Raw genomic sequence first — 12,522 nt, 5'->3', positions numbered from 1 at the left:
ACATTTAAAATGCTAAAAAAATCACAATGAACCACCAGATATTTGAACCGAACAAACGAAATCATCTTCCTAAGCTTTTACTTCATTAACAAGCGCTGATCCGGATTCAAATGCAGCTGCATTTGCAAAGGTGATCTCTGCGATTTGCTGCATCGCCTCCCTGGTGAAAAATCCCTGATGGGAGGTGATCAGCACATTCGGAAAAGAAATCAGTCTTGAGATCAAATCGTCCTGTATAATGTCACCCGAAAGGTCCTGGAAGAAAAGCTTTGATTCCTGCTCATAAACATCGAGTCCAAGGTAACCCAGCTGAGCTGATTTTAAGGCTTCAATTACGTCTTGAGTATCAATGAGTCCCCCACGACTGGTATTGATCAGCATGGCACCCTTCTTAAATAGTTTAAGCGTATTCGCGTTGATCATGTGATGCGTGTCTTCAGTCAGCGGGCAATGTAAGGAGACCACTTCTGCATCTTTAAGTGCTTCTTCCATAGTGCCGTAAGATAGTCCTTGTTCAATAAGTGCTGGATCTGGCCAGGGGTCATAGGCAACCACCTTACAACCGAATCCTTTTAATATTTTGTAAAACGCTTTTCCGATATTCCCGGTTCCGATGAGCGCCACTTTGCAGTTGTGCAGGTTAAATCCCATCAAGCCTTCAAGGGAGAAATTCCCTTCCCTGATTCGGTTATAAGCCTTATGTGTTTTACGGTTAAGCGTGAGGATCATTGCCATCGCATGTTCAGCTACGGCTTCCGGAGAATACGCAGGAACCCTAAGGACCTTGATTCCTACCTCAGCAGCAACTGCAATATCAACGTTGTTAAATCCGGCACATCTCAACAGGATCAGCCTTATTCCATTCGCTTTCAATGCCTGCAGGACCTCCCGGTCTGCACTGTCATTTACGAACAAACACAAGGCATGGAAGCCTTTAGTAAGGGCTACATTCTGTAGATTGAGCGCAGATTCAAAAAAAGTTAACTCATGATTGGTATTGTATTCCTGGAGGAAATCACGATCATATTTACAGGTACTGAAGACAGCAATTTTCATAAGCAGGGGTTTTATGCAAGGTACTTTATTTACAAGACAAGACGGACATTTTACGAAGCTCCCGGAACCTTTACCGGTTTTTCTAATGGGTTTATTCGTTTTAAGATCATGGACAATACTGTGGCATAGACCACATAAGCGACAAAAATATAATAGCCGGGTTGCAATGAGGTGTTATTTTGTGTGACCGTAGAAAGCAATTCCTCCTGTATATTCAGCCCTGAGAGCTGACTCTGCAAGATCCCGTTTAAGCCAATATAAGTCATCGCAATGCCGACAACCATGACATCAGCCATATCCCATTTGCCTAAATCCAATGCTAGAAACCGGATCAGCTTATTTTCGGCGTATTTATCCCTTCCCCAGATCAGGATGCCTTTGCCAATCATTCGAAGCACAGGCAGAATGATCACGAAGAGCAGGATGAGGATGCCAACCAGTACGGCATCCGGTTTAGGTTGTCCAATTAATGACCTGACTATGCCGGTGATACTTTTACTCTGAAAAAACAACACCTGGTTGGTAAAAGCTAACTTTTCGCTAAGCAATGTTAAGTTTAAGGACTGGATGCGTGCATCAACTTCTATAATCGTGGCTGTAACACCTACCAATAAGAGGACAAAGGCAAACAAAAGAGAAAGGATATACAGTGTGGTATGAAGCCGTACGTGTTTTCTAAGGAAGAACCAGAGGCAGAGGGCCAATAGCACACAGCCAATCATTGCATAAGTGTATTTGTGGGTGAGTGTCTGTATGCTGGCTAGCTGAGAATTGACGGTTTTTTCAAAAGCATGAGTGGTGGATACCCCGTATTTTTTATAAATGTGCCTGTTTACGGTAACACTGGCCGGTTCGGTGTTGTCGAAAGTTTGCTTCTCCAGCTGGTCAACTTTACTACTGATGATGTTTTTGAGCCTTTTCTTGCTTGCAGGTTTATTGATTCTGGCAACGATAGTAGCGGCGAAAGCGGGCACCTCGGCCTGGATTTCTTCCTGGTCAACCATGGCATTGAAAGCGAGTTTTTTGAGTTTGCCGCCAATGCTCTTCTGCGGTTTATTGAACTCATTTACAGCTTTGCCAAGCAGACTGTTTAATTGTTTCTCCACCTTTTTCTGGAGTTCTTTTTTCTGAAGGGTGGTCATGTTAAACTCATTGACTTTTCCCTCCACCACAGCGGCCATTTTTTCGCGCCACTGGTCTACAGATAAGATGCCGAAGGTAATGTTGTTGGCTACACTATAATCTGACTTGATTTCTTCCTGCCGACTGGAAAGCGTAGATACACGGTATCCAAACCAGGCCTCCCCGCAAAGCAGCAGACTCAGGCCAACCAGAAGTATAATGTTGGGAAGGACTGTTTTCTTAGTGGCTTTCATGAGGAGAAATGAATTTTAGGATGGTGGATAAAATAAGACCATATAATACAAAGCTGATGAAGATGATAAATCCTGGCTGGAGTGCAGTATTGTTGGTGGTCATGACATTCAGGTCGTCACTTTTTATATTCAGACTCTGCAACTGACTATCTAGTAATCCGTTTAAGCCAATATAAACCATCAATATGGCGATAACGATGACATCAGCCATGCTCCACTTACCCGATTGAAAGGCAAAATACCTGATGACCCTGTTCCGGGCAATTTTCTTTTTACTCAGGAGGTGGATGCCGGTAGCGCTGAGCTTCATGATAGGGAAGAGGATGCTGAAAATCAATATCAAAACCCCCACCAGGACCGCATCCATAGCTGGTTGGCCAATCAATACGCTGACCACGTCCAGAATGCTCTTGCTCTGAAAGAACAATACCTGGTTCTCAAAGACCACATGTTCGCCCAGCAGCACAAAATCGATGGCTTTGATGCGTGCATCGACTTCTATCATGGAGGCCGTTAAGCCTATAAAAAGGAGAATGAAGGCGAACATCAGTGACATGATGAAAAGAGGGGCATGCAAATCAACGCGTTTTCTTAATATCCACCATAACGATAAAACGATGGCGATACAACCCAGCATCGCGAAGGAGTAATTGTAAGTCGAAGTCCTGATGTGCGACAGGGAAGCGTTGAGTTTAGCGTTTAATTCTTCATTGGAGGATGCGCCATATTTTTTATAGATCTTTTCCGTTGCCGCCTTGGTGGCAGCTACGGTACTGTCCAGGTATTCTGCACGCTCCAGTGCATCAAACTTGGACATCACCACTTTGCTGAGCTGCTTTTTATTGGTCGGATTGTAAACCTTGGCGATGATCTTTTTTGCGAAAGAGGGCGCCTGCTTCCGAAAGTCATCGGTATTTACGAAAGTTTTAACCAGGAATTTCCTGATTTTCCCGTCGATGGTTTTTTTAGGCTTGTTGATCTTTGCTTCCGCCTTATCAATCAGGGTGAGGATGATTTGCTCCACTTCCTTCTGAAGATCTTTCTTTTGTTTTGCGCTTAGTGTAAAATCACGGATCTGGCGACTCACGATCGCGGAGACTTTGTCCCGCCATTGCTCCACAGAGAACAGTCCTGAGCTGATGTTGTTGATATTGGAGTAATCTTCTTTGATCTCTTCCTGCTGGTCTGAAAGCTGGTGTAACTGGTAACCAAAATACCCTTCCGCACTTAATAAAATTGCAAGCCCGAAAATCAGCAGGAGTTTTGAAAAAAGCGTTTTTTTGCTGGAGGTCGTAGTTGTATGCATCGGCTTCTAAAAGGGCTGTGAATCGCTAATGGTTAATTTAGCTTGTTCAACAAAACCGAAATGGTAATTGTTTTAAATGCACGTTAAAGAAATTAATAAAATTAGAGATGCTGTAGCATTTAGTGTGGTAATCGCTTACCATTTTATTCCATACGTTTTAGCTGCAATTGCTATATAAAAATATAGCCATAACTATTTGTATTTGAAAATCTTATGTAAAATAAATTACGTGTTGGAGATTCATTAATATTAACAATCCTAAATTATTCTTTTTCGCTTAAACAGATAATAGCTAAGCAGTATAAATAAAATTATCATGGCAATATTACTGTAGTCAAGCCGCGCAAAAGAATTATTCTCGCTCATAATATTTTCAAAAGATTTGTAAGTTCCCGTATAGGGAATGAAATCCGAAAATTCCTTCCGCGCCACTACTATCGAAAATACTACCATGAACATGCTAAAACCAATAGGGTAAATAAAACTATTAAGAGCAAGGCTTATAGATAGCTGAATCATTGAAATAGCAGACAGGGCGATAAATAGTTTAAAAAAAGTATAAAAAATAACTTCCCGATAATCATAATTTTGAAACCCAATTTCAGGATACATCAAGCTTAAAAAATATCCGCTCAGTAAGAAGGCTAAATAGGATAGTATTACTGAAAACAAAATTACCAATGTAATAAAGAGTGCTTTAGAAAAGAATATTTCAGTTTTAGATATTGGGATGGTGAAAAGAATTTTATAATTATTGTTTTTATATTCAATATCACAACAGGCATACACAAAAATAGCAACGAGAATAGGATACAGGAGATTATAGAACTGGAAAACATATCTCCCTAATAGTACTGTCCATGGATTTGTAAGCGACTCCGCAAAAACTTCTGTGTTAGCCTTGTAAATAATGTACCCGTCAACCATAAACACTAACAAGACAGGGAGCAGCAATACGCCAAAAATTTCTCTGTTTTTTGAGAGTTTGTACTGTTCGGATGAAAAAGTCCTAAAAAAAGTATTAGTCATTTGTTTGAGAAATTAAATTGATGAATATCTGTTCCAGATTAGTGTTTTGGGCTTCAATTTCGTAGATTTCAATCCCATTATGGACTAGACTTTTTAGAAGTGAGTTGAATTGTTGATCATCGTTTATCTTAACTGAGATTTTATTATTTCCCTTATTTTGAATTGAAAAACCTAAAGTCGATAATATAGTGATTGCAGTTTCCGCATCATTAACCTTTAAGCTAACATACCTTTCCACCTGCCCTAAAAGGTCGTTTTTAGTTCCCTGGAATATCATTTCTCCCTTTTCAATGATCCCTATGTGTGTTGCTACTTTCTCTAGTTCACTTAAAATATGGCTTGAAAGGAAGATAGTTTTCCCCTGTTCATTGAGATTTTGGAACAGCTTTCTCATTTCAAAAATGCCTTGTGGATCAAGTCCATTCAATGGTTCATCAAGAACGAGCAGTTGGGGATCGTGAAATATGGCCATAGCAATTCCTAATCTTTGCTTCATTCCCATAGACAATTTACTGGCTTTCTTCTTTTTCTGTTCATGGAGATCAACCATTTCCAGAACTTCCTCAATCCTCTTTGTTCCTTTTTTATGGATAATGTCCAGGTATTTTAAATTCTCAAATACAGTCAGTTTATTATAAAAACAAGGGGATTCAATAAGGTTTCCGGTAATCGCATGAATCTGTGTAATATTTTGTTTTAAACTTTTACCCTGGACAAAAATATTATCATTCTTATCTTCCAAAAGCCCTAGAAGAAGTTTAATTGTAGTTGATTTTCCCGCTCCATTTCTTCCCAAGTAGCCGTAAATACTGCCTTTTGGGACATTCAGGTTGATGTTATTCAAAATGGTTTTAGAACCAATTTGAAAACATAGGTTTTTCGTAGTTATACTCTCAATCATTTTTTTTCTGGATAAGAGGGATTTTTATTTATATCAATATAGAAGATTCCGTCGGTGAATTTACTCCATTGTTTTTTTTGGTCCATTCCCTGATTAATAGTGGAGACGAAATGGTTTTTCAAAAACGAATTTGCAGGTATCTTTTTAAAGTCAATAAAAAAATAGGGAGATTTTGTATGGTGAAAATCATTCTCTATCGCGAGCTTTCCCGGCTTATTAACAATTTTGTCTTCAGCATAAAGTCGCGCATAAGATGAAAAATTAAGCATATAAGATGCTATTCCATATTTCTTTTTGATATAGGCACCCAATGGTAGAAAGTCTTTATTATGTCTGCTTGAAAATGTATGGATATTGGCACACCACACAATTATTTTTTGATCTTTATAAACGGAATCAATCTGATAAATAAGATTTCTGGCCATCAGCGAATCCCTATAATTCATGCTCTGCCATGTACCCGGCTCATATTCCCATGATTTGTGGTAATTATTTCTTACATCATTAAGATATCTGGCATAGATGGTATTTTCTTTAGTCGGTTCGAGCTTTAATACTGCCTGCTCCAATCTACTGATCTCTTCAAGAAATTCTGTTTTCTGTTGAGCATTCAGTGTTTTGTTTACATAAGCGTTGTCTAACAAGAAATTAAGGTTGTCTTTATATTTATTGAAGAGCGGATATTTTTCAATGCTTATTTTATTTTTTTCAAAAAAATGTTTTAGTAGACTTGTCCGTTTATCCTCCAAAAGGCCTCCTGAAAACTGGATATCAAATCCACCTATTTCGATAGGTGACGATGATAATTTTGTTTTTAGATAGTACCTGAAAAGAGGCTGTGTCTCCTTATTTGCCCACCAAAAATAAAACAACCCAAGTCCACCAACTGAATCAGTCGCGATTTTTGACTTGTTATGTTTATTCATTTCCTCATTCATTATCCAGGTATCGTATTGCCCTGCTTCATATAAAACAATATTATAACCATGATTTTCATGTAAATATTTAATAAGTCTACTTTTTGCCTTTAAGGTTTGGCCATCGTAATGAGTATTTTCTCCTAACATCAAAACCTTATTTCCCAGAAGGATGGTGTCGAAAATTTTTAAGTCATTGTCATTAGCTTCGTCCATGGACAGACTTTTAATATTCGACTTGTAGCGCTCAATTTCAGAAAGATGTTTTTTTCTTGTTAATTCGGGGACGTCTTGGTAAATGACCATGTTGGTTATTAGAATCAATATAACGCAAATTATCAAAGCCAGTAGAATTTTTTTCATCATTAAAAGTTAACCAATATCATAAAGATATAAATCATTATCTTAAAACAATCTATAGCGTCGAGAAAATTATATCTTTGATAAGATTTACATTTTAGAAAGCTAGCGCTTTCCTTTGGCGTACTTGATGAGAAGTTATCAGTCAGTTTAATTGTGTAAAGTTGTCCAGATTTTTAACTTTATCAATAACAGATAGTTAAATTTATAGGTAATTTTTTGCGGTCTGCCGTAAAAACAAAAAACCTGCAAACATTATGTTTGCAGGTTTTTATACGTTTTGATGATGAATCTGGTGATCCCGCTGGGATTCGAACCCAGGACCACTACATTAAAAGTGTAATGCTCTACCAGCTGAGCTACGGAATCATTTATGTTCCCTTGTTTCGGGAGTGCAAAGGTAGAAAATTTATATTAAGTTGCTAATAATTTTGAAAAAAAAATAGATTAAATTTCTGTAGACTTCCACATCTTTAAATGCTGACGCTGAATTGCCTTAATAATCAGCCTTTTCCGAAAAACTTAACCAGGCGAAAATATTTGCGCAAAAAAGAGCAATCTGTGTTTTTGGGCTAATGAATACTTGATGAAGGGGAGAGGGGAAATCAGCGCATGGGAAATAGAAAGAGAATTTTATTAAGAAGAGCTTTGCCAGATTGTTCAGAAAGCCAATTAAAAGACATCTGCTGAAATAATCTGAACCCTGCGGCGTTATCTTGCAAAAGACAAAAAGACGGCTTCACGCTTCTTTAATGAGTTCTAAAACACCTAAAAGAATTATGATGAGATACATCTTGGTACTGGCCCTTTTTTTCGGCCTTCAAAAAGGTTACGCACAACAAGGGCAGTTGAAAATAACGATTCCAAACATTGATAAAATTGAAGGGAAGATACAGGTCAGTCTGTATAATAGTAAAGATAAATTTATAAAGAAGGGGCAGGAATACAAATCCCAGATCAGAAACGTTAAGTCAAATTCTGAAACCTTTATTTTTAAAAATCTTCCGGTAGGAGTGTATGCGGTTGCGCTTTACCATGATGAAAATTCCGACGGCAAATGCAATACGAATTTGATCGGAATTCCAAAGGAAGGCTATGGCTTTTCACAGAATTTTAAGCCATCTTTATCAGCTCCTAAGTTTGACGACACGAAATTTAAGCTGGAAAACGAAACTGAAATTAGTGTTAAACTTATATATTAGGCTTTATATGTTAACTATCTGTATGCTTTGTATTTAAAATACTCATATTGATAAAATGGAATGTTCATTCCATGAGTTTGCAGACTAAATATCTGCAAACTCCCAGGCACTTTGGTAAGCGTTATGTGTTTCTGCGTAGCCAATGAAATCACTGTAAAAAGGCAATCTTGAAAGTGTGGCACTATCACCGATTACGACCAGTTTCTTTCTTGCTCTGGTCATGGCCACATTCATCCTGCGCGTGTCGGAAAGGAAGCCAATGGTTCCTTCATTATTGCTCCTTGTCATGCTGATATAAACCAGGTCCCGTTCCTGTCCCTGAAAACTATCGATGGTATTCACGGAGATCTTGTCTCCATAAGCTTTCAGCAGGGGCGAGTGTTGCAGGAGTTCTTTCATCAGGAAGATCTGCTGTTTATAAGGCGAGATCACGGCAATACTTGGGAATTCTTCGACCGTGTAATGGGCGCTCAGTTGTTCCACCATTTGTGTCAGGTGCTTGAACAGGAAAGCAGCTTCCTCCGGATTGGTGGTGCTGGTTCCTTCTGATTTTTCCTCAAATCCACAGCCTGCAGTATCTACAAAAGCAAGGGGCATGTCATCCGCAAACAACCTGTGATTGGCTACCGACTGATGTGCTTTTAATTTGTTTTCATAAAAGACCTTTGACGAATAACCCATAATGGTTTCGTGCATTCGGTACTGTTCTTCTAGTAGAATAACTGATTCAGGGTGAGCTGTTACTGATTTTTCAAGTAATGTAGTACTTAATCCGCTTTTTGCCGCCTCGTTGGATTTTATGGTTGGGGAGAGCTGGCAATGATCACCGGCAAATATTACTTTTTTTGCTTTCAGGATGGGGATCCAGCAAGCGGGTTCAAGGGCTTGTCCGGCTTCATCAATCACGACCGTATGAAATTTAAGACCTCTGATGGTATAGTGGTTGGCTCCAACCAGAGTCGCGGTAACTACCTGAGCTTTGCTTAACAGATCATCGATGATGTACTGCTCTGTATTGCCGACTTCCTTCATGATCTTATGTGCTTCATCAAAAAGGGCTTTGCGCTGTTCTTTTTCTGCCCTTCCAAAATTCCGCTTATACTTATGGGCCATGTTTTTGAATTCATTGGCCTGTTTCTTAAATGCACGCGCTTGTTTCATGCTCGGATGCTCAGCCATCCTGCCATCGAGGGTGAGGGAGAGCAATTTCTCTGATACCCTGGCCGGATTTCCTACCCGAAGTACATTTAAACCTTGTTCATCCAGTTTTTCGGTCAGCAGGTCGACAGCCGTATTGCTGGGTGCAACCACCAGAATTTGCTGGTGATCCTGCTTGATCAATGCTTTGATGGCTTGTACCAGGGTGGTTGTTTTTCCCGTTCCCGGAGGGCCATGGACAATGGCCAGCTCCTGTGCGGAAAGGATTTTATCTACCGCCTGCTGTTGTACTTCATTTAGTAAGGGGATGGCATAATGAGGGATCTGATTAGAAAAGGTAGGGCTGCTTACACCCGTCAGGATTTTTACCAATCGCTGATCCTCAGTACTGTCCATTGAAATGGCTGCCTGTTTTAAGGCCGCCTGCATCTCATCGTAACTGTTGTTGTCAAACAAGACGTCGATTCCCAGCTTACCATCACGTGTCCAGTCTGGCAACTCATCTGTTTTTAACGTAATTTTAAGCTTATTACCGCTTTGGTGGGTGATGGTTCCTTCTACACGGTCTTTTGCATCGTGGTTAGAGAACAATACCGCCGAAGCGCCAAAACGAAGCTGATGGGAGAGTTCCTGGTGGGTAGTACGTTCTATTTCTACCGTTAAATAGTCGCCACGACTCATCTCGGAGCCTCTGATGGCAACTGGATACCAGGAAAGTCCATTGGCCCGTCGCTCTGCGACAGAAGACGATTCGGTTAATTTTAGGTAAGACCTTAAGTCTTCTTCGCGCTCTATTTTTAGTAAGTCAAGGAGCTTTTTGAAATATTCCAACAGGTATCGGGGTTAAACTAGTTTTTTGTCCATTATAAAATCTTCCATCAGGAAACCATCTCCGATATCTATGTTTTCTTCTCCAACTTTTTCAAAGCCTATGTTTTTATAGAAATCAAAAGCAGAATTGTCCCGGTTCACATTTAAGGATAAAATGGTATCCTGATTTTCTTTGGCAATGGCTGTGATGCTGTTCATCAGTAATTTGCCTACACCTTTGCCCTGAGCTTCAGGAAGGATATAGATTTTATGGATTTTTGTTTTTGATAAACCTTTGTAATTTAATTCGTAAGAGGCGTAACCTAAATGCTTTGTTTCGTCTTTCACAAGAAGGAATTGGTGTCCTTTTTTAGAGGTTTGCTCCGTTAGTGATGCCGTACTGTACATCATTTCGAGCATGTAACTGATCTGTTCTTTGGATAAAATGGCACCGAAAGTATCCGGCCATGTTACATAGGCGATCTCCTGAATGATGGGAAAATCGCTGGAAGTTGCGTTGTAAATATGAAGCATTCGTAATTGTTAGAATGTTAAATGTATTTAGAAAGAATTATTTTTTCAACTATTCTGCTAAAAATGATAGAAGAATAGCATTAAATTTTTTGATCAGGGAGATCAGAAAACAGGGATTGCAGGGTCTTACTGACTGCAGGTTTGCTGATGTCGTCCAGGGTATACCTGTCCAGATAGAGGTATAATGCCTCCATTCCTCCATCAAGTATATTTTTAAGTCCGCAGTCGCCGGCAAGAATACAAAGTGGGTTCTGACAATTGATCAGGTCTTCATCCTGTTCCAGCAACCGGACCAGTTTACCGATCCTGTAAGTTTCAGGAGCTGCGAACAGGCGTAAGCCCCCGCCTCTGCCTCTTTGTGCAGCTATAATTTGCTGATTAGAAAGAAACTGAACCACTTTAACGAGATGGTTTCTTGAGATTCCGAAGCGGTCGGCGAGTTCTGTAATGGTCGTGGCAGGAAGGTGTTCCGGCTTACGGCTCATGTACATCAGAATTCTCAATCCGTAATCTGTAAATTGATTCAGTTTCATTGATATGTGGTTAATTCATTTGAATGGTTTGTGGACCAAACTCTTCAAAAAACAGCTTTTTGCGATTTACTCCTAAAGCGGAAAGATCAGCAATCGTTTTTTCTATAAAGGGCTTAGGGCCGCAAAGATAATAATCTGCTTCCGGTATCAGGAGCATTTCGCTGATTTCAGTGACATCCATTCGTCCCGATCGTGTGTTCTTATCTTCTTTCTGAGCGTTTTCATAGAATACAACATGTTCAAACCAATCGTGTTCGGCATCCCAGGTTTTTACCTGATCGCGAAAGGCATGTACGTTTTCAGACCTGCAGGCATGTGCCCATCTAACCTGGCGTTGCTGATCTGCGCGGCTCAGGAAGTCCATAATAGATACAAAAGGAGTTTGACCTACACCGCCGCTTAAAAGTACAAGAGGAGAGCGCTGAGTGGTGTTCAGGACGAAATCACCGGCAGGAGTACTTGCTTCCAATACATCTCCTTCCTGAAGTACATTGTGCAGGTAATTGGATACTGTGCCATCTTCTTTGTCGGCAGTGCCCAGTTCTTTCTTTACAGAAATGCGGTAATAATGCCCATCAGGTGCAGAAGAGATGCTGTATTGTCTCGGCTGATAAATGCCTGATGCGGGGATAAAGACCTTAACGCTCAGGTATTGACCGGGTTGGTGCATGGCAACTTCCAGTCCATCTTCCGGGCGCAGGTAAAAAGAGGTGATCTCATCTGATTCAGGTGTTTTCTGATCAATAATGAACTTTCTCCAGCCCGTCCAGGCCCCCTTAACGGCCGCTTTCTGCAGGTATATCGATTTTTCGAGATTGATCATGAGGTCTGCCAGCTGGCCGTATGCTTTTGCCCATGCGGTGATCAGTTCTTCTGTTGCTGCTGCGCCAAGGACTTCAGCGATGGAGGCGAGGAGGTGCTTGCCAACAATGTCGTATTGAGCTGCACTGATCTGCAGACTGGTATGTTTATCGCCTATTCTTTGAAGAACGGGGAGCAGTACAGACGGGTTTTCAATGTGTTCCGCATAGGCAAGAACAGCGAGTGCCAATGCGGTTTGCTGGCTGCCGTTTTTTTGGTTTCCCATGTTAAAAACATGTTGAAGTTCAGGATTATGACTGAACATCCTTTTATAGAAATGTTGGGTTAGCAATACTCCATGTTCTCTTAAAATTGGGACTGTGGCTTTAATTAAGCCAATTTCTGATGTACTAAGCATAGTGTGTATTTAAAGTTGCATCAAAAATACAACTTTAAAAATGACGCAATAATTTAAATGGGTTTTTCTTAGGAAATTACATTTCTCAGATAATAGGAAGGGAGTGGTAGTTTGTCTGAAT

At 40.1% G+C, this 12,522-nt stretch carries 11 protein-coding genes and 1 tRNA gene; 1 reads left to right on the top strand and 11 read right to left on the bottom strand.

Annotated elements, in window-relative coordinates; genetic code table 11:
* Positions 1 to 69: 69 nt before the first annotated feature.
* The 7 genes from AAFF35_RS16135 to AAFF35_RS16105 form a co-directional block, all read right to left on the bottom strand.
* Positions 70 to 1,056 (bottom strand): 2-hydroxyacid dehydrogenase, encoded by a 987-nt coding sequence (locus AAFF35_RS16135; protein WP_342327551.1) that lies wholly within the window; start codon positions 1,054 to 1,056, stop codon positions 70 to 72.
* A 50-nt stretch (positions 1,057 to 1,106) separates the two neighbouring features.
* On the bottom strand, positions 1,107 to 2,432 hold the full coding sequence (locus AAFF35_RS16130; RefSeq protein WP_342327550.1) for a paraquat-inducible protein A: 1,326 nt from the start codon (positions 2,430 to 2,432) through the stop codon (positions 1,107 to 1,109).
* Positions 2,419 to 3,738 carry a paraquat-inducible protein A gene (locus AAFF35_RS16125; RefSeq protein WP_342327549.1) on the bottom strand — a complete coding sequence of 440 codons (1,320 nt, stop codon included), beginning with the start codon at positions 3,736 to 3,738 and terminating at the stop codon, positions 2,419 to 2,421. The genes AAFF35_RS16130 and AAFF35_RS16125 overlap by 14 nt, the downstream gene beginning before the upstream one ends.
* 258 nt (positions 3,739 to 3,996) lie before the next feature.
* Positions 3,997 to 4,767: an ABC transporter permease gene (locus AAFF35_RS16120; protein ID WP_342327548.1), complete on the bottom strand. Its 771-nt coding sequence runs from the start codon at positions 4,765 to 4,767 to the stop codon at positions 3,997 to 3,999.
* Complete coding sequence (locus AAFF35_RS16115; protein ID WP_342327547.1) at positions 4,760 to 5,668, bottom strand: ABC transporter ATP-binding protein; 909 nt, start codon at positions 5,666 to 5,668, stop codon at positions 4,760 to 4,762. The genes AAFF35_RS16120 and AAFF35_RS16115 overlap by 8 nt, the downstream gene beginning before the upstream one ends.
* The gene (locus AAFF35_RS16110; protein ID WP_342327546.1) at positions 5,665 to 6,801 is read right to left on the bottom strand and encodes an erythromycin esterase family protein; all 1,137 of its coding nucleotides are present in this window, start codon (positions 6,799 to 6,801) and stop codon (positions 5,665 to 5,667) included. The genes AAFF35_RS16115 and AAFF35_RS16110 overlap by 4 nt, the downstream gene beginning before the upstream one ends.
* Before the next feature lie 437 nt (positions 6,802 to 7,238).
* Positions 7,239 to 7,314: transfer RNA gene (locus AAFF35_RS16105), tRNA-Lys, on the bottom strand.
* A 410-nt stretch (positions 7,315 to 7,724) separates the two neighbouring features.
* On the opposite strand from AAFF35_RS16105, the gene AAFF35_RS16100 reads away from it, so the two are divergent.
* On the top strand, positions 7,725 to 8,147 hold the full coding sequence (locus AAFF35_RS16100; protein ID WP_342327545.1) for a DUF2141 domain-containing protein: 423 nt from the start codon (positions 7,725 to 7,727) through the stop codon (positions 8,145 to 8,147).
* An 84-nt stretch (positions 8,148 to 8,231) separates the two neighbouring features.
* Here AAFF35_RS16100 and AAFF35_RS16095 read toward each other — a convergent pair whose 3' ends face one another.
* The 4 genes from AAFF35_RS16095 to hmpA form a co-directional block, all read right to left on the bottom strand.
* Positions 8,232 to 10,136, bottom strand: coding sequence for an AAA domain-containing protein (locus AAFF35_RS16095; protein ID WP_342327544.1), 1,905 nt, complete (start codon positions 10,134 to 10,136; stop codon positions 8,232 to 8,234).
* A gap of 12 nt (positions 10,137 to 10,148) precedes the next feature.
* Complete coding sequence (locus AAFF35_RS16090) at positions 10,149 to 10,649, bottom strand: GNAT family N-acetyltransferase (RefSeq protein ID WP_342327543.1); 501 nt, start codon at positions 10,647 to 10,649, stop codon at positions 10,149 to 10,151.
* Between the two features lie 80 nt (positions 10,650 to 10,729).
* Positions 10,730 to 11,182 carry an Rrf2 family transcriptional regulator gene (locus tag AAFF35_RS16085; RefSeq protein ID WP_342327542.1) on the bottom strand — a complete coding sequence of 151 codons (453 nt, stop codon included), beginning with the start codon at positions 11,180 to 11,182 and terminating at the stop codon, positions 10,730 to 10,732.
* 10 nt (positions 11,183 to 11,192) lie between these two features.
* The gene (hmpA, locus tag AAFF35_RS16080; protein WP_342327541.1) at positions 11,193 to 12,401 is read right to left on the bottom strand and encodes an NO-inducible flavohemoprotein; all 1,209 of its coding nucleotides are present in this window, start codon (positions 12,399 to 12,401) and stop codon (positions 11,193 to 11,195) included.
* Between the last annotated feature and the right edge of the window lie 121 nt (positions 12,402 to 12,522).

The sequence above is a fragment of the Pedobacter sp. FW305-3-2-15-E-R2A2 genome (genome assembly GCF_038446955.1).
GTDB lineage: Bacteria > Bacteroidota > Bacteroidia > Sphingobacteriales > Sphingobacteriaceae > Pedobacter.
The sequence above is the reverse complement of the archived record's forward strand: the minus strand, read 5'-3'. Positions and strand labels throughout refer to the sequence as shown.

Bases quoted from the DNA above. Each gene is read 5' to 3' on its own strand.
- AAFF35_RS16100 (WP_342327545.1), top strand. From the start codon at position 7,725: ATGATGAGATACATCTTGGTACTGGCCCTTTTTTTCGGCCTTCAAAAA.
- AAFF35_RS16110 (WP_342327546.1), bottom strand. From the start codon at position 6,801: ATGGACGAAGCTAATGACAATGACTTAAAAATTTTCGACACCATCCTT.
- AAFF35_RS16090 (WP_342327543.1), bottom strand. From the start codon at position 10,649: ATGCTTCATATTTACAACGCAACTTCCAGCGATTTTCCCATCATTCAG.
- AAFF35_RS16130 (WP_342327550.1), bottom strand. From the start codon at position 2,432: ATGAAAGCCACTAAGAAAACAGTCCTTCCCAACATTATACTTCTGGTT.
- AAFF35_RS16115 (WP_342327547.1), bottom strand. From the start codon at position 5,668: ATGATTGAGAGTATAACTACGAAAAACCTATGTTTTCAAATTGGTTCT.
- AAFF35_RS16120 (WP_342327548.1), bottom strand. From the start codon at position 4,767: ATGACTAATACTTTTTTTAGGACTTTTTCATCCGAACAGTACAAACTC.
- hmpA (WP_342327541.1), bottom strand. From the start codon at position 12,401: ATGCTTAGTACATCAGAAATTGGCTTAATTAAAGCCACAGTCCCAATT.
- AAFF35_RS16085 (WP_342327542.1), bottom strand. From the start codon at position 11,182: ATGAAACTGAATCAATTTACAGATTACGGATTGAGAATTCTGATGTAC.
- AAFF35_RS16125 (WP_342327549.1), bottom strand. From the start codon at position 3,738: ATGCATACAACTACGACCTCCAGCAAAAAAACGCTTTTTTCAAAACTC.
- AAFF35_RS16135 (WP_342327551.1), bottom strand. From the start codon at position 1,056: ATGAAAATTGCTGTCTTCAGTACCTGTAAATATGATCGTGATTTCCTC.